The sequence below is a fragment of the Clostridioides sp. ZZV14-6153 genome (assembly GCF_020657855.1).
In the GTDB taxonomy this organism is placed as follows: Bacteria; Bacillota; Clostridia; order Peptostreptococcales; family Peptostreptococcaceae; genus Clostridioides.
Genome location: NZ_JAGWCZ010000007.1, coordinates 149,900 through 172,295, shown reverse-complemented (window position 1 = coordinate 172,295; position 22,396 = coordinate 149,900). Strand labels below are relative to the sequence as shown.

Genomic DNA, 22,396 nt, shown 5'->3' with positions numbered 1-22,396 from the left:
ATTTGAAGCTATAATTAATATTAAAGTAGGAAAAATAAAAAAATTCAAAAAATTAGTCCAAAAAATGCTATTCTAAGAAGTTTTTACTAATTATGGTATAGGGAGTAAAAATCTGTAACAAGTCCAAAAAAGTAGTGAGAAATAACAAACACACAAATAAGATGTAATATCAAAAAATTGACTAGAAATAATTCAAAATTGATTTTAAAAAATCAAAACATAATTTAATTAAACTAAAGTATCAAAAAAGTAGGCTTAAGTATTAAAAAATAGCCAAAAATAAGCAGTTAAATTAACTTAAATTAGGCATTAAAAATAAAATTTTTATGTATTATCTAATTTTGTTAAAAAAATATTTAAATCTAAAGCAAAGTGCTGAAAATTAGTATATAATCAACTTAGAAAGCATTTATTTTATTATTTTATGACATGAAGTCAGTCACCTGGGGGATTTTAAAAATCAAAAAAAGGGGATAGGAATATGGATGAAAAAATGTTAACAATTGATTTAAACAGCCAGAAGATGATAGCAAAAGCTAGAGAAGAAGGCGTAGAAACAATGTATGATAGAAAAGCAGGCTTTAAAGCACAATGTGGTTTTGGTCTTCAAGGGGTTTGCTGTAGAATATGTGGAATGGGACCATGTAGAATAAGTCCTAAAACTCCAAGAGGGTTATGTGGAGCAGATGAGCATACTATAGTAGGTAGAAACTTTGCAAGAATGGTTGCTGGTGGGACAGCTGCCCATTCAGACCATGCTAGAGATATAGCACATACATTAGCATTAGCTGATCCAAATGGAAACTATAAAATAAGAGACGAAGCTAAGTTAATTAATTTAGCTAAAGAATGGGATGTAGAAACAGAAGGTAGAGATATCTATGATGTAGCACATGAAGTGGCAGAAATTGCATTAATGGAATTTGGTAAACCTTTTGGGACATTAAGATTTATAAAAAATGCACCAGAACCAAGACAAAAAATATGGAAAGAATATGCTATAGAACCAAGAGCTATAGATAGAGAAATTGCAACAATAATGCACTCTACTCATATAGGATGTACTGGTGATATAGATAGTTTAATACACATGAGTCTAAGAACTTCTATGGCTGATGGTTGGGGTGGTTCTATGATAGGTACTCGTCTAAGCGATATCTTATTTGGAACTCCAGTACCAAGAAGAACAGAAGCTAACTTAGCAGTATTAGAAGAAAATAAAGTTAATATAATATTACATGGACATGAGCCAGCATTATCAGAAATGATAGTTTTAGCTTCAGAAGAACCAGACTTAGTAGCTTTAGCTAAAGAAGTTGGAGCAGATGGAATAAACTTAGCTGGTATGTGTTGTACAGGTAATGAAATTACAATGAGACATGGTGTAAGAATAGCAGGAGACTTCCATCAACAAGAACTTGCAATAGTAACTGGAGCAGTTGAAGCTGTAATAGTTGACGTTCAATGTATATTCCCTGCACTAGCTAGAGTAGCAGATTGTTACCATACTAAGTTTGTAACAACTTCTCCAAAAGCTAAAATAACAGGTTCAACTTATATTGAATTTAGAGAAGAACAAGCTCTTGATGATGCTAAATCAATAGTTAAAGAAGCTATCTTAAACTTTAAAAATAGAGATAAATCAAAAGTACTTATACCTGAATTAAAATCAGGGGCAACAGTTGGGTATAGTGTAGAAGCAGTAGTAAATCAATTAGACAGAGTTGTAAACTCTCATATAGACCCAGCAGGAACAGTTAAGCCATTAACAGACTGTTTAAAATCTGGAGTATTAAGAGGAGCAGCTGGTGTAGTTGGATGTAACAACGCTAAAGGAGTTTCAAATGAAGCTCATGTAACAATAATGAAAGAGTTAATTAAAAACGACATAATAGTAGTTACTACAGGATGTGGTGCTTCAGCAGCAGCAAAATTTGGTTTAATGGAAACTGATGCAGCAGAAAAATATGCAGGTAAAGGTCTTGCAACTGTCTGTAAATTAGTAGGAATCCCACCAGTACTACATATGGGTTCTTGCGTTGATATAAGCCGTATATTAGATTTAGTTGGAGCAGCAGCTAAATACTTAGATATGGATATGTGTGACCTTCCAGTTGTAGGTATAGCTCCAGAGTGGATGTCAGAAAAAGCAGTTGCTATAGGATGTTATGTTGTAGCTTCTGGTATAGACACTTATCTAGGAATAATGCCTCCAATAGCTGGTTCTTCAAGAGCAGTAGATATATTAACTAGCGAATTAAAAGATAAAGTTGGTGCAACATTTACTGTAAATACAAATCCAAAAGAGTTAGCAGCTACAATAATAGAAGATATAGAAAAGAAACGTGTTCACTTCGAAGCATTAGTTGAAGAAAAAATGGGCGTTGAAGCAGAAGCTTAGAAAATGCCTAAAGTCTTAGAAAAAACGATTTTATATCTAAATAAAGATTTTATGGTTGAATAAAGTCAAATATTAAAGAAAAAAATATCGAAATACAATGAATATACTGAATAAATAAAATATAAACAATATAATGAAGAATACTAAAACTATACATGCTGCTTTGAAAAGCTAGTAGGGTAAATGTAATTGGTTCCTGTAAGGACTAGCTGTAGTTTATTTTTAGTGTTTAAAAAATAGATAACTACACTAAAAAATAAATAAATAAAATAAAAAGCAAATAGTAATAAAGGTGGTAGGGATTATGAAGATAGCAATAACAGGTAAAGGTGGAGTAGGTAAAACGACTTTTTCTTCAATGCTCTCTAGAATGTTTGCTGAAGACGGATACAGAGTTGTTGCTGTTGATGCCGACCCTGATGCTAATTTAGCTTTAGCACTAGGTTTTCCAAAAGAAGTATATGAATCAATAGTACCTATATCAGAAATGAAAAAATTAGTTTCAGATAGAACAGCAGCTTCTGTAGGTTCATTTGGAAAAATGTTTAAGATGAATCCTAAAGTAGACGATATACCTGAAAATTTCTGTAAAGAATACAATGGAGTGAGATTACTTACATTAGGGACAGTAGATTCTGGTGGTACTGGATGTGTATGTCCAGAGCATGTTCTTTTAAAAAGACTCTGTTCTCATTTAATACTACAAAATAAAGATGTAGTTGTTATGGATATGGAAGCTGGAATTGAACACTTAGGAAGAGGAACAGCTCAAGGTGTAGATGCTTTTATAGTAGTTGTAGAGCCAGGTGAAAGAAGTCTACAAACCTATAGAAAAGTTAAAAAACTTGGTCATGATATAGGCGTAAATAAGGTATTTGTTGTAGGTAACAAAATCAGAAATAAAGAAGATGAAGAATTTATAATACAAAACTTAGAAGATGGCGAATCTTTAGGATTTATCTATTACAATCAAGATGTTATAGATTCTGATAGAGCTAATCAATCTCCATATGATTCTAGTGAAACAACAAAAGCACAAATTAAAGAAATAAAAGAGAAATTAATGTCACTTAAAGATAAATAGAAATTTTGATTTATAATTGGTTTGTTGGTTAAAGGTAATAAATAGGTATTAGATAGGTAATGAATGATTAATTAGATAAATGACTAGCTATTAAGTAAAGATATTTTAATAGCTTAGTAGCTAGTTTTTAAGCAATTTTACATGTATAATTATCTTATAAAATATAATTTTTACATATTAATACAATTTATACAAAAATTATATTTTAAATCTATTTAGGTTGTGGGAGGAGATTCAGTTATGGGATTTAAATCTGACATTGAAATAGCTCAAGAAGCTAAGCCTCAAGATATTAGAGAGGTTGCAAAAAAATTAGGACTAGGTGAAGAAGATGTAGAACTATATGGTAAATACAAAGCTAAAGTTGACTACAATCTTCTAAAAAGAGAAACTGGGAAAAAAGCTAAGTTAATATTAACTACAGCTATAAACCCAACTCCAGCAGGTGAAGGAAAAACTACTACTACTATCGGTGTTGCTGATGCATTTGCAAAATTAGATAAAAATGTATTAGTTGCTTTAAGAGAACCATCTCTAGGACCAGTATTTGGTGTTAAAGGTGGGGCAGCTGGTGGAGGATATGCACAAGTTGTTCCTATGGAAGATATAAACTTACACTTCACTGGAGATTTTCATGCTATAGGAGCTGCTAATAACCTTTTAGCTGCTATGCTTGACAATCATATTCACCAAGGAAATGAACTTAGAATAGACCCTAAGAAAATAACTTGGAGAAGATGTGTAGACATGAACGATAGACAACTTAGAAATATCGTTGATGGTATGGGTAAAAAAGGTGATGGAGCAGTTAGACAAGATGGATTTGATATAACTGTTGCTTCTGAAATAATGGCAGCTTTCTGTTTGGCAAGTGATATAGCTGACTTAAAAGAAAGATTAGGAAACATAATAGTTGGATATAGCTACGAAGGTGCACCTGTAACAGCTAGACAATTAAAAGCTAACGGTGCTATGGCTGCATTATTAAAAGATGCTTTAAAACCAAACCTAGTTCAAACTCTTGAAGGAACACCATCATTTGTACATGGTGGACCATTTGCAAATATAGCTCATGGATGTAACTCTGTTATAGCTACAAGAATGGCTATGCACTTTGCAGATTATGTAATAACTGAGGCTGGTTTCGGTGCTGACCTTGGAGCAGAAAAATTCTTAGATATAAAATGTAGAATGGCAAACTTAAAACCAGATGCTGTTATAATAGTTGCTACTGTAAGAGCATTAAAATACAATGGCGGAGTTGCTAAAACAGATTTAAATGAAGAAAATCTAGAAGCTCTTGAAAAAGGACTTCCAAACTTATTAAAACATGTTGAAAACATAACTCAAGTATATGGATTACCAGCAGTTGTTGCAATAAACAGATTCCCACTTGATACTGAAGCTGAACTTAAACTTGTTGAAGACAAGTGTAAAGAATTAGGCGTTAATGTTGCTCTTTCTGAAGTATGGGCAAAAGGTGGAGAAGGTGGAATCGCAGTAGCTAAAGAAGTTTTAAGATTATTAGACGAAGAAGAAAATAATTTTAGATTCTGCTATGAAGATGATTTATCTATAAAAGATAAGATAAATGCTATAGCTACTAAGATTTATGGAGCAGATGGTGTAGATTATACTCCAGAAGCTGATAAAGAAATAGCTAACTTAGAAAAACTTGGATTTACTAAAGTTCCAGTATGTATGGCTAAAACTCAATATTCTTTAACTGATGACCAAACTAAATTAGGTAGACCAACAGGATTTAGAATAACTGTAAGACAAGCATCAATTTCAGCAGGGGCTGGATTTATAGTTGCACTTACTGGAGAAATAATGAAAATGCCAGGATTACCAAAAGTTCCAGCAGCAGAAAAAATAGATGTTGATGAAAATGGAGTAATAGCTGGATTATTCTAAGTGTATTAATTTATAAATAAAGAGTAGGAAATATCTCTAAGATAATTTGAGATATTTTCCTACATCCTTTTAAGGAGGATTATCATGAAAATAGCAGATAAAACTTGTGTTGATTTTGTAGAAGTACTATCTTCTAAAGAAGCAGTACCAGGTGGCGGGGGGGCTGCCGCACTAGTTGGTGCAATTGGTATGGCTTTAGGGAGTATGGTATGTAATCTTACAATAGGAAAGAAAAAGTATGCTGAGTATGAAGAAAGTGTAAAAGATATATTAAGTAAAGCAGGAAAATTAGAAAAAGATTTATTAAAAATGATAGATGATGATGCAGAATGTTTCTTACCATTATCAAAAGCTTATGGGCTTCCTAAAGAAACAGAAGAAGAAAAAAGAATAAAAGCAGAAACAATGGAAAAAGCATTAAAAGTTGCTTGTGAAGTGCCATTAAATATAGTAAGAGTTTGTTATGAAGCTATTAAGTTACATGAAGATTTAGTTGATAAAGGTTCAAGACTTGCTATAAGCGATGTTGGTGTAGGGGTTCAATGTTTAAGAGCTGCTATACTTGGAGGACAATTAAATGTAGTTATAAATATAAATTCTATACAAGATCAAGAATATGTTAGTAAAGTAAAAACAGAAGTAGATAAATTGGTTAAAGATGGCGTTAAAACTTGTGATGAAGTTTATGCTAAAGTTGAAAAAGCTCTTGGAAAATAATTTTTAAATGACGAAAGTAAATACTATGTTATTAATATGTGGTATATAGAATAAATTAATTTAAGTTTGCTTGTAGGGGAGTTGTGAATATATGGAAGTAATGTCAACTAAAGGACAGATTATAAAAGGAAAACCTGTAGCTGATAAGATTAGTGAAGACTTAATAAAAGAAGTCGAGTTACTAGTTAAAGAAGGTATAAATCCTAAGCTAACAATAGTTAGAGTTGGAGCAAGAAGCGATGATTTATCATATGAAAGAGGAGCACTAAAAAGATGTCAAAACATTGGTATAACAACTGAAGTGTTGGAATTAGATGAAAATATAACTCAAGAAGAATATATTGATGTTTTAAAGAAAGCTAATGATGACAAGGATGTTAATGGTATATTATGTTTTAGACCACTTCCAAAACACTTAAATGAAGAAGTTATAAAATATGTCATTGCACCAGAAAAAGATGTAGATTGTTTTAGTCCAATAAACTCTGCTAAAGTCATGGAAGGTGATAAGAGTGGATTCCCACCATGTACTCCTACAGCAGTAGTAGAAATATTAAAACATTATAATGTTGATTTAAAAGGAAGTAAGGTAACAGTTCTTGGAAGATCAATGGTAGTTGGGAAGCCAGTATCAATGCTTTTATTAAGTGAACATGCAACTGTTACAATATGCCATTCAAAGACTAAAAACTTATCAGATGTAGCTGCGGAAGCGGACGTATTGATAGCAGCTATTGGTAGAGCTAAGATGGTAGATGAAAGTTTTGTGAAAGATGGAGCAGTAGTTATAGACGTTGGTATAAATGTTGATGAAGAAGGAAATTTATGTGGAGATGTTGATACAAATGCAGTTTTAAATAAAGTATCGATGATAACTCCAGTTCCAGCGGGGGTTGGTTCAGTTACAACATCTATACTTGCAAAACACGTAGTTAAAGCTTGTAAATTGCAAAATAATAAATAGATAGATATTGTGGAAGGTTTAGGGGGGAAGTAGATATGATAATTTCTGAAAATAAACCATTGGAAGAAGTGCTAGGGTACTTAAAGAATTTTGACAAGCTAGTTTTAGTTGGTTGTAATCAATGTGCAGCGACTTGTAAGAGTGGTGGAGAAGAAGAAGTTCTAAAAATGAAGGAAACTCTTGAAGGTGAGGGCAAAAAAATCTTAGGATATGTAATGCTTGATCCTGCTTGTAACCTTTTAAAGTCTAAAAAGGACTTAAAGGTTCTAAAAGAAGAAACTAAAGAAGCTGATGCAGTTTTATCTTTAGCATGTGGAGATGGGACACAAACAATAGTTAAAAACCTAAAAAATAAACCAGTTTATCCAGCTAACAACACTTTGTTTATAGGGGAAGTACAAAGGGTTGGAGAATATGAAGAAGCTTGTAAAGCTTGTGGAGACTGTGAACTTGGTTGGACAGGTGGAATATGTCCAGTAACTATGTGTGCTAAAGGTCTTATGAATGGGGCTTGTGGTGGAGCTAAAAATGGTAAATGTGAAGTAAATCCAGAAAATGATTGTGCTTGGATAAAAATATATGAAAGATTGGAATCTATAGGGCAATTAGAGAATTTAGCAGAAATAAGACCACCAAAAGACTATTCTAAGCAAAATAATCCAAGAAGCTTAAGTGCAAAGAAAAAGAAAGAAGCAACAGCGAATTCATAAAAGTTTTTTTTAGAAGGTTAAAAGGGGGATTAGAGATGAGCTTATTAAGAGAAACACTAGAGAGTGGAAAATTTGCAGTTACTACTGAGATGGCTCCTCCAAAAGGGACTGACCTTTCACATTTAATTGAATGTGCGAAGCCGTTAGTTGGAAGAGTTCACGCAGCAAATGTAACAGACTTTCAATCAGCAGTTATGAGAGCAACTTCTCTTGCTACATGTAAATTACTAAAAGATGCTGGATTAGAACCAGTGATTCAAATAACGGGGAGAGATAGAAATAGGATAGCTATACAAGGAGAAATGTTGTCAGCAGGTGTATTTGGAATAAACAGCTTGTTGGCATTAACAGGAGACCATACTAGCGTAGGAGACCATCCACAGGCTAAAGGAGTATTTGATTTAGACTCTGTAGGGATACTTCAAACTGCTGAAACTCTAATGGCAGGTACGGATATGGCTGGTAATAAATTAAAAGGTTCTCCAGATTTTTATCTAGGAGCATCAGTAACTCCAGAATATTCTCCAATAGAAGTTCAATTATTAAAAATGCAAAAGAAAATAAAAGCTGGAGCTAAATTTTTCCAAACTCAAGCACTTTATGACATAAATACAATGAGAAAGTTTAGAGAACTAACAAGGGATATGGATTGTAAGGTATTAGCAGGAATAGTACCTTTAAAATCTCCAGGAATGGCTAAATTTATGACTGCAAATGTACCAGGAATATTTGTGCCAGATGAACAAATCGAAAGATTAAGAGCAGCTGGAAAAGAAAACTGGGTAAGTGAAGGAATAAAAATGGCAGGAGAACTTATCAAACAATTAAAAGAAGAAGATTTATGTGATGGTGTTCATATAATGGCAATTGGGGCAGAAGAAAATATACCTGCTATACTAGATGCCGCAGGTTTATAGTATTACAAGATTGTAGATTATAAGGTTTGGGGGAATTAAGGATGAAAATAGTAGTAGTAGGTGGTGGACCAGGAGGATATGTAGCAGCTATAAAAGCTTCTATGCTTGGTGCAGAGGTAACAGTTATTGAAAAAAGAAGAGTTGGAGGAACTTGCTTAAATGCAGGATGTATACCAACTAAAGCACTTCTTGCTTCTTCAGGGGTATTAAATACTGTGAGGGAAGCAAAGGATTTTGGTATAGAGATAGATGGTACAGTTACACCAAATTTCACTGCCATAATGGAAAGAAAAAATAAAGTTGTAAATCAATTAATAAGTGGTATAGAATTCCTATTTGAAAAAAGAGGCGTAAAACTAGTTAATGGTTTTGGAAAATTGATTGATAAAAATACTATAGAAGTAACAAAAGATGATGGAACAGTAGAATCTATAAAAGCGGATAAGATAATACTAGCTAATGGTTCTGTTCCAGTTGTACCAAGAATGTTCCCATATGATGGAAAAATTGTAATAACTAGTGATGAAGTTCTTGGACTTGAAGATATACCTGAGTCTATGTTAATAGTAGGTGGTGGAGTTATAGGATGTGAAATAGGGCAATTCTTTAGAGCCTTAGGAACAGAAGTAACTATAGTTGAAATGGTTGACCAGATACTATTAAATGAAGATAAAGATGTAGCTAAACAACTACTTAGACAATTTAAGAAAGATAAGATTAAAGTTATTACAGGTATTGGAGTACAAACTTGTGAAGTAGTTGATGGTAAAGCTGTTGCAACTCTTTCTAATGGAAAGGTTATAGAAGCACAATATGCATTAGTATGTGTTGGTAGAAGACCTAACCTTGATAATTCTGGAGTAGAAGATATAGGAATTGAAATGGAAAGAGGAAAAGTAGTAGTTAATGAGCATCTTGAAACTAATGTAGAAGGTATATATGCAATAGGTGATATAATAGATACTCCTTTCTTAGCACATGTTGCTTCTAAAGAAGGTATTGTTGCAGTTGAAAATGCTTTAGGAAAAACTAAAGTAGTAGATTATAGAGCAATTCCAAGATGTGTTTATACTGAACCTGAAGTTGCTGGTGTTGGTAAAACTGAAAAACAACTTGAAGCTGAAGGTGTAGAATACAATGTAGGTCAATTTGATTTTAGAGGACTTGGAAAAGCACAGGCTATAGGACATTTCCAAGGATTTGTAAAAATAATAGCTGATAAAGAAACAGATAAAATAATAGGTGCAGCAGTAGTAGGTCCTCATGCTACAGATTTATTAACAGAGTTATCACTTGCTGTTCATCTAGGATTAACTGTAGAACAAGTAGGGGATGCAATACATCCACATCCAAGTTTATCTGAAGGACTAATGGAAGCACTTCATGATGTACATGGAGAATGTGTTCATTCTGTACCTAAATTATAATAAGTAAACAGAGTACATAAGGCTCTGTGGCTAGATTTAAGGGGGAAGTCTTAAAATGGGATACAATATAGCTGTTGCAGGAAAAGGTGGAACTGGTAAAACAAGTCTCACAGGGCTTTTGATTGATTATTTGGTTAAGGACAATAAGGGACCAGTATTGGTTGTAGATGCTGATGCTAATGCTAACATAAATGAAGTATTAGGTATTGAAGTTGAAGCAACAATAGGAGAAATAAGAGAAGAAGTAAATCAAAGAGAAAAGTTAGGCAATGCATTCCCAGGTGGTATGACAAAAGCACAATATCTACAATTTAGATTAAATTCTATAATTGAAGAAGGCGAAGGATATGACTTATTAGTAATGGGGAGATCAGAAGGGGAAGGATGTTACTGTTTTGTAAATGGGATACTTAGAGAACAAGTAAACAAAATATCTGGTCACTACAAATACTTAGTCATGGATAACGAAGCTGGTATGGAACATCTAAGCAGAAAAGTTACTAGACATGTTGATACGCTTTTATTGGTTAGTGATTGCTCAAGACGTAGCATACAAGCTGTTGCTAGAATAAGAGATTTAGCTGAGGAACTAAAATTAAATGTTGGAAGAATACTTCTAATTGTAAATAAGGTTCCAAATGGGGTTATGAATGATGGTGTTAAAGAGGAAATAGAAAAACATAACCTAGAGCTAATCGGTGTTGTACCTATGGATGAATTGATATATGAATATGATTCTACAGGTATTCCTTTAGTTGATTTACCTGAAGATTCAAAATCTAAAGTAGCTATGAAAGAAATTTTTGCTAAATTAGAATTAAAATAGGCTTAAGGGGGAAAAAAATATGGCATTTAAAATGTCTACTCAAAAATATTCTGGAAAAATATCAGAAGTTGAAGTAGGAATAGGGGAAAAAGCAATTAAATTAGGTGGGGAAAATGTATTACCTTTTTATAGTTTTGATGGAGAAGTAGGGAATACTCCAAAAATAGGTATACAAATATCAGATGTTTATCCTGAAAGCTGGACTGATTCATATAAAGAGTTATACAAAGATGTAGCTAATTGTCCAGTAGAATGGGCTAAATATGTTGAAGCTAATACACAAGCAGATTTTATTTGTTTAAAATTTGATGGTTCTGACCCAAATGGATTAGATAAATCAGTTGATGACTGTGCTGAAGTGGCTAAAGCAGTAGTTGAAGCAATAACATTGCCTTTAGTAGTAGCTGGTTCAGGAAATCATGAAAAAGATGGTAAACTGTTTGAAAAATTAGCTCAAACATTGGATGGTCATAACTGTCTATTTATGTCAGCAGTAGAAGATAACTACAAAGGAGTAGGAGCATCAGCTGGAATGGCTTATTCACACAAAGTTGGAGCAGAATCTTCTGTTGATATAAACCTAGCAAAACAATTAAACGTACTGTTAACTCAATTAGGCGTTAAAGGTGAAAATATAGTTATGAATGTTGGATGTTCAGCAGTTGGTTATGGATATGAATATGTTGCATCTACTATGGATAGAATTAGACTTGCAGCATTTGGTCAAAATGATAAGACATTACAAATGCCTATCATAACACCAGTAGCTTTCGAAGTAGGTCATGTTAAAGAAGCTATAGCTCCAGTGGAAGATGAGCCAGATTGGGGTTGTCCAGAAGAAAGAACTATAGCAATGGAAGTTTCAACTGCAGCAAGTGTTTTAGTAGGTGGTTCAAACGCAGTTATACTTCGTCATCCAAAATCAATAGAAACTATAAAAGAATTGGTTAACGCATTAGCTTAATTAAATTGTTAAGGTTAGGGGGAGAAAATAATGGCATTAAAAGCTTTAGATATATTTAAATTAACACCAAAGAAAAACTGTAAGGATTGTGGATTCCCAACTTGTATGGCTTTCTCTATGAAGGTTGCTTCAGGAGCTGTAGAAGTAGGTAAATGCCCACATATGTCTGATGACGCTATAGCGAAACTATCAGAAGCTACTGCACCTTTAATGAAAGCATTAAAAGTTGGTGCTGGAGCATCTGAATATGAACTAGGTGGGGAAACAGTATTATTTAGACATGAAAAAACATTAGTAAGTAGAAATAGATATGCAGTTTCATTCTGTACTTGTATGAGTGATGAAGCAGTAGACGCTAAAATAGCTAACATGAAAAAAGTTGACTATATAAGAATTGGTGAACAAATGAAAGTTGAAATGGTTGTTTTAGAATACTGTGGAGACAAAGATGCATATTTAAAACTAATAGACAAAATAAAAGGTAGTGGATTAGAAGTAGCTTATATTTTAGCTTGTGATGATGCACAAGCAGTAAAAGAAGCTGTTGAAGTATTAAAAGATGCTAGACCAATGGTATATGGAGCAACTAAAGATAACTACAAAGATATGATAGAAGTAGTTAAAGGAGCAAACTTACCATTAGGAGTAAAAGCCGCTAGCTTAGAAGAATTATATGAAACAGTTGAATTAGTTCAATCTGCTGGATATAAAGAATTAGTATTAGATGTAACTGGAGAAAATATAAAAGATACTTACACTAATGCTGTGCAAGTTAGAAGAATAGCTTTAAAAGAACAAGATAGAACATTTGGATATCCTTCAATAGTATTTGCAAATAGATTATCTAACTCAAATCCTATGATGGAAATTGCTTTATCATCAATATTTACTATAAAATATGGTTCTATAATAGTAATAGATGATATTAGTTATGCTAAAGCATTACCATTATTTGCATTAAGACAAAATATATACACTGACCCACAAAGACCAATGAGAGTTGAACCAAAGATTTACCCAATTAATAACCCAGATGAAAATTCTCCAGTATTAGTTACTGTTGACTTTGCATTAACTTATTTCATAGTTGCTGGAGATATAGAAAGATCAAAAGTTCCAGTATGGTTAGTAATACCAGATGCAGGTGGATATTCAGTTCTTACATCTTGGGCTGCTGGTAAATTTGGTGGAAATTCAATATCTGCTTTCATTAAAGAAAGTAAAGTAGATGAAGTAACTAATTGTAAAGACATTATTATTCCAGGAAAAGTTGCAGTACTTAAAGGTGATATAGAAGATAACTTACCAGGATGGAATGTAGTTATAGGACCAGAAGAATCTATGGAATTACCTAAGTTCTTAAAAGGATACCAAGAAAAAGCATGCCAAACAAACTAATAAAATATTAACTAACTATTAATATTAAATTTAAAGGGGGACATTATAAATGGAAAAATTTATGATTATAGGTGAAAGAATACACTGTATCTCACCTTCAATAAGAAAGGCATTAGCAGAAAGAGATCCAGCTCCAATATTAAAAAGAGCAAAAGAACAATTAGAAGCAGGAGCACACTATATAGATTTCAATATAGGACCTGCTGAAAGAGATGGCGAAGAGATAATGACATGGGGAGTTAAGCTACTTCAATCTGAATTTAACAATGTTCCTATAGCATTAGATACAGCTAATAAAAAGGCTATCGAAGCTGGACTTAAAGTTTATGATAGAACTAATGCAAAACCAATAATAAACTCTGCTGATGCTGGTTCAAGATTTGATTTAATAGATATAGCAGCTGAATATGAATCAATGGTTATAGGTTTATGTGCAAAAGAAGGTATCCCAAGAGATAACGATGAACGTATGGCTTACTGCCAAGAAATACTAGAAAAAGGCTTAATGCTAGGAATGGAGCCAACTGATATATTATTTGACCCATTATGCTTAGTTATAAAGGGTATGCAAGAAAAACAAGTAGAAGTTTTAGAAGCTATAAAAATGATGACTGAAATGGGACTTTTAACTACAGGAGGATTATCTAATGTATCTAATGGATGTCCTAAACATGTTAGACCTGTTTTAGATAGCGCATTCTTAGCAATGGCAATGGCTAATGGATTTAGTTCAGCTATAATGAATCCATGTGACCCAGAATTAATGAAAACTGTAAAATCTTGTGACATAATCAACGGGGCATCTTTATATGCAGACTCTTTCTTAGAGTTAAATGAAGGTGGATTTGCTTTCTAGGGTTTTTAGGGTATAGTTAATAAAAAATAGGTGTAAATATTAAAGGGGGAAATAGAATGAATCTATATAATATAATCTTTACAGGGTCAGAACAAGCTTTGGGTGCAGCTCAAGCTATGCTAGCTGAAGCTATAGAAAAAAACGGAAAAGAACATAAAGTAGCTTTCCCTGATACAGCATATTCATTACCTTGTATATATGCTGCAACAGGACAAAAAATGAACACTTTAGGGGACTTAGAAGGTGCTTTAGAAGTAGTAAAATCTTTAATCAATAGAACGCATTTATTAGAACATGCTTTTAATGCTGGTTTAGCTACTGCTTTAGCGGCAGAAGTAATTGAAGCATTAAAATACTCAACTATAGATGCTCCATATAGTGAGCCATGTGCAGGTCATATAACTGACCCTATAATCAGATCACTTGGTGTACCACTAGTTACAGGAGATATACCTGGTGTTGCAGTTGTTCTTGGTGAATGTCCTGATGCTGAATCAGCAGCAAAAGTTATAAAAGATTACCAATCTAAAGGTTTATTAACTTTCTTAGTTGGTAAGGTTATAGACCAAGCTATAGAAGCTGGAGTAAAAATGGGTCTTGAGCTAAGAGTTATACCTCTAGGATATGATGTAACTTCTGTTATCCACGTTGTATCTGTTGCAGTAAGAGCAGCATTAATATTCGGTGGATTAACTCCTGGTGATTTAAACGGATTATTAGAATACACAGCTAATAGAGTTCCTGCATTTGTAAATGCATTTGGACCATTAAGTGAATTAGTTGTATCTGCAGGTGCTGGAGCAATAGCTTTAGGATTCCCAGTTATAACTGACCAAACTGTTCTTGAAGTTCCAATGAACTTATTAACTCAAAAAGATTATGATAAGATAGTAGCTACTTCATTAGAAGCTAGAGGAATAAAAATAAAAGTTACTGAAATACCTATACCAGTTTCATTTGCAGCAGCATTTGAAGGTGAAAGAATTAGAAAGAGCGACATGTTTGCTGAATTTGGTGGAAATAAAACTGAAGCTTGGGAGCTTGTTGTTAAGAAAGAAGCAACTGAAGTTGAAGACCATAAGATAGAAATAATAGGACCAAACATAGATGAAGTTGAAGCTGATGGTGTATTAAGATTACCACTTGCTGTAATAGTTAAGATAGCTGGTAAAAACATGCAAGAAGATTTCGAACCAGTTCTTGAAAGACGTTTCCACTACTTCTTAAACTATATAGAAGGTGTAATGCACGTTGGACAAAGAGATATGGCCTGGGTAAGAATCTCTAAAGATGCATTTGATAAAGGATTTAGACTTGAGCATATAGGAGAAGTTTTATATGCTAAGATGTTAGATGAATTTGAATCAGTTGTTGATAAGTGTGAAATAACTATAATTACAGATGCTGAAAAAGTTTCTGAATTAAAAGGTGAAGCAATAGCTAAGTACAATGCGAGAGATGAGAGATTAGCTTCATTGGTTGATGAAAGTGTAGAGACTTTCTATTCTTGTAACTTATGTCAATCATTTGCACCAGCTCACGTTTGTGTTGTTACTCCTGAAAGACTTGGTCTTTGTGGAGCAGTTAGCTGGTTAGATGCTAAAGCTACTAAAGAATTAGACCCTACAGGTCCTTGTCAACCAATAGAAAAAGGTGAATGTTTAGACGATAGAACAGGTGTATGGAACTCTGTAAATGAAACTGTAAACCAAATATCTCAAGGTGCAGTTGAAGCTGTTACATTATACTCTATATTAGAAGACCCTATGACTTCTTGTGGATGCTTCGAGTGTATCTGTGGTATAATGCCAGAAGCAAATGGATTTGTTGTAGTTAACAGAGAATTCCCAAGCGTTACTCCAGTTGGTATGACTTTCGGAGAACTTGCTTCTATGACAGGTGGAGGAGTTCAAACTCCAGGATTCATGGGACACGGAAGACACTTCATATCTTCTAAAAAATTCGCTTATGCAGAAGGTGGACCAGAAAGAATAGTTTGGATGCCAAAAGAATTAAAAGAGTATGTAGCTGATAAATTAAATGCTACAGTTAAAGAAATGACTGGAATAGAAAACTTCTGTGATATGATTTGTGACGAAACTATAGCTGACGATTCTGAAGGTGTATTAGCTTTCTTAGAAGAAAAAGGTCATCCAGCATTAGCTATGGAAAGTGTAATGTAATTGATGGAAAATTTAAAATAATGTGATATAATATTAATATGATTTAAATAAATTAATCAATAATATAATATTGGGGGTCTATCGAAATGAAATTATTACCAGAATTAAAATACTCTAAAGATCATGAATGGGTAAAAGTAATTGATGGAGATGTTGTATATATAGGTATAACAGATTATGCTCAAGATCAATTAGGAGAAATATTATTTGTTGAAACACCAGAAGTAGAAGATACTGTAACTAAGGGAGTAGATTTTGGAGTAGTTGAATCTTCTAAAGTAGCTTCTGATTTAATATCTCCTGTTAATGGTGAAGTATTAGAAGTTAATGAAAAATTAGAAGATGAGCCAGAATGTATAAATGAAGACCCATACGAAAACTGGATATTAAAAGTAAAACTAGCTGATGTTGCTGAGCTTGATACATTATTAAGTGATAAAGAATATGAGGCTGGATTAGAATAATTAAAGACTAGGGATGTTATTATAATTGGGGAAAGTATAGTAAAATTTGAGTGCACGCAAATTTAGCTATACTTTCCTTTTATAATATATAGAACAAATTGGGAGGGATATCATGATAAAGGTAAATTTTATGCCAAACAATAAAGAAGTTTATTGTAACGAGGGGGATATATTACTAGAAGTAGCAAGAAATGCAGATATATTCATAGATGCTCCTTGTAATGGAAATGTATCTTGTGGTAAATGTAAGGTGAAGTTGTTAAAAGGTAAGGTTGATACAGAAAAAACAAGACATATAACAGATAACGAATGGGAGCAAGGTTATATATTAGCTTGTTGTACAAAAGTAATCTCAGATATAGAAATTGAAGTTCCTTCTAAAGTATCATCTTCTATGCATGGTATGAAGATAGAAGGTAGTAATAAACAAAAAGATAGAGGACTTTTTGAGAGAGCTAAAAAAATAATAGAAAAGCATAACTTACAATTTAAGACAAATATAAAGAAGAAATACATAGAAATGGAAGAACCAAACTTAGATGATAATATAAGTGATGTAGATAGATTAGAAAGACATGTTAGAAATCATCTGGGGTACAATGAAATAGATTTTAGATTAGATATACTTAGAAAGATGCCAACGATATTTAGAAAGAGCGATTTCAAAGTTACAATAACATATGTTCAAAAACAAAAGAAACTTACAATCATAAATATAGAAGAAGGAAATAAGGAAAATTCTCTGTATGGAGTTGCAATAGATATTGGTACAACTTCGGTAGTTGTATGTTTAGTAGACTTATATTCAAAAGAAGTAGTAGATAAAGCATCATCTGGAAATGCTCAGATAAAATATGGAGCAGATGTTATAAATAGAATTATATATTCGGCTAAGAAAAACGGATTAGAAACTTTACACAAAGCTATAGTTGATGAAACTATAAATCCTCTATTAAAAACATTATATGAAAGAAATGGCATAAATAAGGAGGATGTAGTCACTTTAGTAGCTGCTGGAAACACAACTATGACAAGTTTATTTTTAGGAGTGTATACAGACTTTTTAAGACAAGAACCTTATATACCTCCATTTTTAAAATCTCCAAAACTTATGGGTGAAAATGTAGGCCTTTTTGTAAATGACAGTGCATATGTGTACTTAGCTCCATCTGTAGCAAGTTATGTAGGAGGAGACATAACAGCAGGGGTATTATCAGCAGGGATATGGTCAAGTGAAGAAAATGTTTTATTTATAGATTTAGGTACCAATGGAGAGATAGTATTTGGAAATCAAGACTATATGATGAGCTGTGCATGTTCAGCAGGTCCTGCATTTGAAGGTGGAGGCATAAGCTGTGGAATGAGAGCATCAGCAGGAGCAATAGAAAAGGTGGCTATTGATAAAGAAACTTTAGAGCCTACATTAAAAATAATAGATGAATGTGCGCCAGTTGGTATATGTGGTTCTGGTATAATTGATTTAATTTGCCAAATGATTACTAAGGGTGTAATAGATAGAAGAGGTAAGATATACAGAGATTTAAACAATAAGAGAGTTAGATTTAATGAACATGAAATAGGAGAGTATGTATTAGCATTTAAAGAAGAATTTGATTTGGAGAATGATATAGTAGTAAATGAAGTGGACATAGATAATTTCATTAGAGCTAAAGGAGCTATATATTCAGGAGCATATACTCTTGTAGATAGCTTGGGTATGGATTTTAGTATATTAGATAGAGTTTATATAGCAGGTGGTATAGGAAATAACTTAGATATAGAAAATTCAATAATTATAGGATTACTTCCTGATATCGATAGAGAGAAATTTACTTATATAGGAAATAGTTCACTTGTTGGTTCTTACTTGGCTCTTATAAGTAAAGATGCCAAAAATAAACTTGAAGAAATAGGTAGACAAATAACTTATGTTGAACTTAGTGTTTATCCAAGTTACATGGACGAATTTATTTCTGCATGCTTCTTACCACATACAAATATAGAGCAGTTCCCAACTGCAAAACAGCTACTAGAAGAGTAAAATATCAAAATATAAATGCATAGATAGAGGAGTAAAACATAAAAACATTACTGTAGAGGATTAAATTATGTATAAGGATTTGTCTGAAAAAATAAGAACTGCGTTTGACATTAAATTAAGTAATTTCGGAAATGAGATAGAGTTTGCTTATCCTAATCAGACGCTAGCTCTTAGTACGACAAGTAATAAGTGTAGTCTTAAATGTGCTCATTGTAATGGTCACTATTTAGAAAATATGATACCAATTGAGGATTATGAAGAAAAAGTTAAATCAAGAAATATAACTAGTTTTTTATTAAGTGGTGGTTGTAGTTATGAAGGTGATGTCCCAATAAATACTCATATACAGACCATTAAAGAATTAAAGGAACAAGGCTACAGATTAAATGCTCATTTAGGGCTTATGGATAAAGAGAGTATTATAGAATTATGTAAGTATTTAGATATGGTTTCTTTCGACTTGGTGTTTGATAAAGAAACTATAAAAGAAGTTTATAAAATGGATAAAAGCAAAGACGATTATATTAAAACTTACAATACAATAAGAGAAAATACAGAAGTAGCACCACATATATGTATTGGTTTAAAAGGAGGAAAAGTAAAAGGTGAGTATGAGATTATAGAATACTTACAAAAAAATCCTCCTAATAAACTGACATTTATAGTTCTTATTCCCACGAGAGGTACTGAATATGAAAATGTAGAACCTCCTAAGTTGGAAGAAGTAGCAGATGTTTTATGTGAAGCGAGAATTAATTTACCAAATACAGAGATTAACCTAGGTTGTATGAGACCTAGAGGCGTATATAGAAAAGAGTTAGACCAATTAGCTATAATGTGTGGAGTTAATAAAATAGTTCTGCCATCAAAATCTGCTAAGAACAAGGCTATAGATATGAATATGACAATAACTGAATGTAAGGAGTGTTGCGTTTTATGATTAGACTATCATCAGGGACAGCAATAGAACTTGGAATATTAAATAAAAAAAGCGATATACCTCCTACTACAGCATATATAATGATTGGGGAAAAATGTATAAACAAATGTAGTTTTTGTTCTCAATCAATAGAAAGCAGTACTAGAAAAGATAAATTATCAAGAGTAGTTTGGCCAGAGTATTCTAAAGAGGAAATACTGGATGCTTTGAGAGCATATAAGGGAAAAAATATAAAGAGAATATGTATACAATCAATGGCAAGTGAAGAGGCACATAAATCTGTCTTAGATTTTATAAATTATATAAATGGTAAAATAGATATGCCTATTTCATTGTCTGCAAAGTTAGAAAGTGATGAAGAAATAAATAAGTTTTTTTCTGCTGGAGTAGATAAAATAGGAATAGCGATAGATGTAGCAAATAAGGAATTATATGAAAAAATAAAAGGATATAATTATGATGAAAAATTGAATTTTATAACAAAAATGTCAAAGTTATATCCTAATAAAATCAGCACACATATAATTGTTGGTATGGGAGAAAGTCATGAAGATATATACAACTTATATACTTATTTAAAGAAGAACAATATAACTGTTAGTTTATTTGCATTTACTCCAGTTAGAGGAACTAAAATGGAAAAAATAAGTCAACCAAATATAGAAAGTTACAGAAGAGTACAGCTAATGTCCTATATGGTAAATAAAGATTATTCACAAGAATACTTTGAATTTAAAAATGGATACTTAGAGAATATAAAACTCGATGATGAGATTGTATCAGATATAAACAGGGGTTACCCTTTTGAAATAAGAGGCTGTAAGGATTGTAATAGACCGTATTATAATGAAAGACCAGGAAGTACTATATATAATTATTCAAGACCTTTAAATCAAGATGAGATAGATTTGTCTATAAGAGAACTAAATCTGTAAATGATTTCTTGAATATATTTATACTAAAGATTGGGGCGTAATAATCATGAATCAGTGGAGAGTTATACATAATAAATCATATGATGGTGCAATGAATATGGCAATTGATGAAGCTATATTCACTGCATATAAAAAAGGCTGTGTGAAGCCAACACTTAGATTTTACACTTGGAAGCCAGCTTGCTTGAGTGTAGGATATTTTCAAAAACTTGAAGATGAGGTAGATTTGGATAAGTGTAAGTGCATGAATATAGACTGTGTCAGAAGAATCACAGGAGGAAGAGCTGTATTACATGATAATGAGCTAACTTATAGTATAATTATAGGAGAAGATAATCCTTTAATTGATAAAAGTATAAATCTATCTTATAGATATATAAGTGAAGGTTTAGTTAGAGGATTGAATTTAAGTGGTATAGAAACAGATAACTTAAATAGTGGAGAGAGAATAGGTAGAGAAAATTTATCAGCTGCATGCTTTAATGCACATGCATCATATGAAGTTACTATTAATAATAAAAAGGTTATTGGAAGTGCTCAAAGTAGAAAAGATGGTGTTTTGTTACAGCATGGTTCAATAATAATGGATTTTGATGTAGAAAAATTGTTTAAATTAATAAAGACTAAAACACCAGAACTAAAGGAAAGAGCAATGAAATTTACAGCTAAAAAGGCCAGTGGAATAGAGAATGAAATTGGTAAAAAAATAGACATAGATACTCTACAAGCTAATCTAATAAAAGGACTGGCTAGTCAATTTAATGTTGAGTTTGTAGAAGAAGAATTGACTGATTATGAAAAGCAATTAGCTGAAGAATTATATAAAAAATACAAGGATGAAGAGTATAATAAAAAGCGTTAACTTTAATTGACTTTAGGCAAATTAAAGTGATATACTTAAGGTATAATAATATACAAAAATTGAAATCATGAAGGTTTCTTTGGTGTATTGAAATACCTGAGGAAGTCTTTTTTTGATTTTTAATAAAAATCATATTAGGAGGAGATTTATATGTGTGAATCATCAGCTTTCATTTGTAAGAATAACAATGAATTAGAAAAGGTTATGGAAAATGTGGTTAATATAGACCCTTGTGATGGAAAGATTTATTTAACTGATTTATTAGGAGAACAAAAAATAATAGATGGAATAATTAAAGAAATAAGATTGATGGACCATAAGATAATAATACAAGAAAATTAATTAATAGGGGAATTTCATATGATAATAGCAGTGATAGATGGAATGGGTGGAGGTATAGGAGCCCAGATAGTTTCTTCTTTGAGAGAAGAATTACCTACATATGTAGAAATTTATGCACTAGGAACTAATTCTATAGCAACTAGTTCTATGATGAAGGCTCATGCTAATAAAGGAGCTACAGGGGAAAATGCTATAGTAGTATCAGCTAGAAAAGCCAATATAATAGTTGCACCTATTTCTGTAATAATACCTAATTCTATGATGGGGGAAGTCACTTGTAATATAAGTGAAGCTATTGCAGATAGTGAGGCACTTAAGATACTTTTACCTATTATGCCAGAAAATATAGAGTTAGTTGGATTAGAAGGTAAACCATTAGCACTACTTGTAAAAGATTCTGTTAATGTTATAAAAAAAGAATTTAATATAAAATAACAGGGGGAATAAC

The 22,396-nt window shown here is 32.3% G+C and carries 20 protein-coding genes; all 20 read left to right on the top strand.

What is annotated here, in order from left to right; all coding sequences use genetic code 11:
- Positions 1 to 481: 481 nt before the first annotated feature.
- The 20 genes from cooS to KGF46_RS10960 all read left to right on the top strand — a co-directional run bounded on the left by cooS (position 482) and on the right by KGF46_RS10960 (position 22,383).
- Positions 482 to 2,401 carry an anaerobic carbon-monoxide dehydrogenase catalytic subunit gene (cooS, locus tag KGF46_RS11055; RefSeq protein WP_227842777.1) on the top strand — a complete coding sequence of 640 codons (1,920 nt, stop codon included), beginning with the start codon at positions 482 to 484 and terminating at the stop codon, positions 2,399 to 2,401.
- A 304-nt stretch (positions 2,402 to 2,705) separates the two neighbouring features.
- Positions 2,706 to 3,485: an AAA family ATPase gene (locus KGF46_RS11050; RefSeq protein ID WP_227433452.1), complete on the top strand. Its 780-nt coding sequence runs from the start codon at positions 2,706 to 2,708 to the stop codon at positions 3,483 to 3,485.
- 240 nt (positions 3,486 to 3,725) lie between these two features.
- Positions 3,726 to 5,402 carry a formate--tetrahydrofolate ligase gene (locus KGF46_RS11045; protein WP_227829467.1) on the top strand — a complete coding sequence of 559 codons (1,677 nt, stop codon included), beginning with the start codon at positions 3,726 to 3,728 and terminating at the stop codon, positions 5,400 to 5,402.
- An 84-nt stretch (positions 5,403 to 5,486) separates the two neighbouring features.
- Entirely contained in the window at positions 5,487 to 6,119 is a 633-nt protein-coding gene (locus KGF46_RS11040; protein WP_227842778.1) for a cyclodeaminase/cyclohydrolase family protein, read from the top strand.
- Between the two features lie 91 nt (positions 6,120 to 6,210).
- Positions 6,211 to 7,083, top strand: a complete 873-nt coding sequence (locus KGF46_RS11035; RefSeq protein ID WP_227842779.1) for a bifunctional 5,10-methylenetetrahydrofolate dehydrogenase/5,10-methenyltetrahydrofolate cyclohydrolase — start codon at positions 6,211 to 6,213, stop codon at positions 7,081 to 7,083.
- A 35-nt stretch (positions 7,084 to 7,118) separates the two neighbouring features.
- Positions 7,119 to 7,793 (top strand): methylenetetrahydrofolate reductase C-terminal domain-containing protein, encoded by a 675-nt coding sequence (locus tag KGF46_RS11030; protein ID WP_227854703.1) that lies wholly within the window; start codon positions 7,119 to 7,121, stop codon positions 7,791 to 7,793.
- 35 nt (positions 7,794 to 7,828) lie between these two features.
- On the top strand, positions 7,829 to 8,710 hold the full coding sequence (locus KGF46_RS11025; RefSeq protein WP_227829471.1) for a methylenetetrahydrofolate reductase: 882 nt from the start codon (positions 7,829 to 7,831) through the stop codon (positions 8,708 to 8,710).
- 41 nt (positions 8,711 to 8,751) lie between these two features.
- Complete coding sequence (gene lpdA / locus KGF46_RS11020; RefSeq protein WP_227829472.1) at positions 8,752 to 10,137, top strand: dihydrolipoyl dehydrogenase; 1,386 nt, start codon at positions 8,752 to 8,754, stop codon at positions 10,135 to 10,137.
- 55 nt (positions 10,138 to 10,192) lie between these two features.
- Entirely contained in the window at positions 10,193 to 10,963 is a 771-nt protein-coding gene (locus KGF46_RS11015) for a carbon monoxide dehydrogenase accessory protein CooC (protein ID WP_227829473.1), read from the top strand.
- A 19-nt stretch (positions 10,964 to 10,982) separates the two neighbouring features.
- Positions 10,983 to 11,927: an acetyl-CoA decarbonylase/synthase complex subunit delta gene (gene acsD, locus KGF46_RS11010; protein WP_227829474.1), complete on the top strand. Its 945-nt coding sequence runs from the start codon at positions 10,983 to 10,985 to the stop codon at positions 11,925 to 11,927.
- A gap of 30 nt (positions 11,928 to 11,957) precedes the next feature.
- On the top strand, positions 11,958 to 13,325 hold the full coding sequence (gene acsC / locus KGF46_RS11005) for an acetyl-CoA decarbonylase/synthase complex subunit gamma (protein ID WP_227842780.1): 1,368 nt from the start codon (positions 11,958 to 11,960) through the stop codon (positions 13,323 to 13,325).
- 49 nt (positions 13,326 to 13,374) lie between these two features.
- Positions 13,375 to 14,181 (top strand): carbon monoxide dehydrogenase/acetyl-CoA synthase methytransferase subunit, encoded by an 807-nt coding sequence (gene acsE / locus KGF46_RS11000; protein ID WP_227433444.1) that lies wholly within the window; start codon positions 13,375 to 13,377, stop codon positions 14,179 to 14,181.
- Positions 14,182 to 14,237: 56 nt separating this feature from the next.
- Positions 14,238 to 16,364 (top strand): acetyl-CoA decarbonylase/synthase complex subunit alpha/beta, encoded by a 2,127-nt coding sequence (gene acsB / locus KGF46_RS10995; RefSeq protein WP_227856666.1) that lies wholly within the window; start codon positions 14,238 to 14,240, stop codon positions 16,362 to 16,364.
- An 86-nt stretch (positions 16,365 to 16,450) separates the two neighbouring features.
- Positions 16,451 to 16,828, top strand: coding sequence for a glycine cleavage system protein GcvH (gcvH, locus tag KGF46_RS10990; RefSeq protein ID WP_003418363.1), 378 nt, complete (start codon positions 16,451 to 16,453; stop codon positions 16,826 to 16,828).
- 112 nt (positions 16,829 to 16,940) lie between these two features.
- The gene (gene acsV / locus KGF46_RS10985) at positions 16,941 to 18,869 is read left to right on the top strand and encodes a corrinoid activation/regeneration protein AcsV (protein ID WP_227829477.1); all 1,929 of its coding nucleotides are present in this window, start codon (positions 16,941 to 16,943) and stop codon (positions 18,867 to 18,869) included.
- Positions 18,870 to 18,936: 67 nt separating this feature from the next.
- Entirely contained in the window at positions 18,937 to 19,809 is an 873-nt protein-coding gene (locus tag KGF46_RS10980; protein WP_227829478.1) for a radical SAM protein, read from the top strand.
- Positions 19,806 to 20,744, top strand: a complete 939-nt coding sequence (locus KGF46_RS10975) for a radical SAM protein (protein WP_227861975.1) — start codon at positions 19,806 to 19,808, stop codon at positions 20,742 to 20,744. Before KGF46_RS10980 ends, KGF46_RS10975 begins: the two co-directional genes overlap by 4 nt.
- Before the next feature lie 46 nt (positions 20,745 to 20,790).
- A complete protein-coding gene (locus tag KGF46_RS10970; RefSeq protein WP_227829480.1) occupies positions 20,791 to 21,606 on the top strand; it encodes a lipoate--protein ligase family protein in 816 nt (271 codons plus the stop codon).
- 150 nt (positions 21,607 to 21,756) lie between these two features.
- Positions 21,757 to 21,948 (top strand): CooT family nickel-binding protein, encoded by a 192-nt coding sequence (locus tag KGF46_RS10965; protein ID WP_227433438.1) that lies wholly within the window; start codon positions 21,757 to 21,759, stop codon positions 21,946 to 21,948.
- An 18-nt stretch (positions 21,949 to 21,966) separates the two neighbouring features.
- Positions 21,967 to 22,383, top strand: coding sequence for a DUF3842 family protein (locus KGF46_RS10960; RefSeq protein WP_227433437.1), 417 nt, complete (start codon positions 21,967 to 21,969; stop codon positions 22,381 to 22,383).
- Positions 22,384 to 22,396 lie beyond the last annotated feature (13 nt).

What these genes read in the sequence shown, in the direction of transcription:
- KGF46_RS11035 (WP_227842779.1), top strand. Translation starts at nt 6,211, where the DNA reads ATGGAAGTAATGTCAACTAAAGGACAGATTATAAAAGGAAAACCTGTA.
- KGF46_RS10970 (WP_227829480.1), top strand. Translation starts at nt 20,791, where the DNA reads ATGAATCAGTGGAGAGTTATACATAATAAATCATATGATGGTGCAATG.
- acsC (WP_227842780.1), top strand. Translation starts at nt 11,958, where the DNA reads ATGGCATTAAAAGCTTTAGATATATTTAAATTAACACCAAAGAAAAAC.
- KGF46_RS10975 (WP_227861975.1), top strand. Translation starts at nt 19,806, where the DNA reads ATGATTAGACTATCATCAGGGACAGCAATAGAACTTGGAATATTAAAT.
- KGF46_RS11040 (WP_227842778.1), top strand. Translation starts at nt 5,487, where the DNA reads ATGAAAATAGCAGATAAAACTTGTGTTGATTTTGTAGAAGTACTATCT.
- KGF46_RS11015 (WP_227829473.1), top strand. Translation starts at nt 10,193, where the DNA reads ATGGGATACAATATAGCTGTTGCAGGAAAAGGTGGAACTGGTAAAACA.
- acsD (WP_227829474.1), top strand. Translation starts at nt 10,983, where the DNA reads ATGGCATTTAAAATGTCTACTCAAAAATATTCTGGAAAAATATCAGAA.
- KGF46_RS11045 (WP_227829467.1), top strand. Translation starts at nt 3,726, where the DNA reads ATGGGATTTAAATCTGACATTGAAATAGCTCAAGAAGCTAAGCCTCAA.
- KGF46_RS10980 (WP_227829478.1), top strand. Translation starts at nt 18,937, where the DNA reads ATGTATAAGGATTTGTCTGAAAAAATAAGAACTGCGTTTGACATTAAA.
- KGF46_RS10960 (WP_227433437.1), top strand. Translation starts at nt 21,967, where the DNA reads ATGATAATAGCAGTGATAGATGGAATGGGTGGAGGTATAGGAGCCCAG.
- KGF46_RS11030 (WP_227854703.1), top strand. Translation starts at nt 7,119, where the DNA reads ATGATAATTTCTGAAAATAAACCATTGGAAGAAGTGCTAGGGTACTTA.
- gcvH (WP_003418363.1), top strand. Translation starts at nt 16,451, where the DNA reads ATGAAATTATTACCAGAATTAAAATACTCTAAAGATCATGAATGGGTA.
- KGF46_RS10965 (WP_227433438.1), top strand. Translation starts at nt 21,757, where the DNA reads ATGTGTGAATCATCAGCTTTCATTTGTAAGAATAACAATGAATTAGAA.
- acsE (WP_227433444.1), top strand. Translation starts at nt 13,375, where the DNA reads ATGGAAAAATTTATGATTATAGGTGAAAGAATACACTGTATCTCACCT.
- cooS (WP_227842777.1), top strand. Translation starts at nt 482, where the DNA reads ATGGATGAAAAAATGTTAACAATTGATTTAAACAGCCAGAAGATGATA.
- acsB (WP_227856666.1), top strand. Translation starts at nt 14,238, where the DNA reads ATGAATCTATATAATATAATCTTTACAGGGTCAGAACAAGCTTTGGGT.
- KGF46_RS11025 (WP_227829471.1), top strand. Translation starts at nt 7,829, where the DNA reads ATGAGCTTATTAAGAGAAACACTAGAGAGTGGAAAATTTGCAGTTACT.
- acsV (WP_227829477.1), top strand. Translation starts at nt 16,941, where the DNA reads ATGATAAAGGTAAATTTTATGCCAAACAATAAAGAAGTTTATTGTAAC.
- KGF46_RS11050 (WP_227433452.1), top strand. Translation starts at nt 2,706, where the DNA reads ATGAAGATAGCAATAACAGGTAAAGGTGGAGTAGGTAAAACGACTTTT.
- lpdA (WP_227829472.1), top strand. Translation starts at nt 8,752, where the DNA reads ATGAAAATAGTAGTAGTAGGTGGTGGACCAGGAGGATATGTAGCAGCT.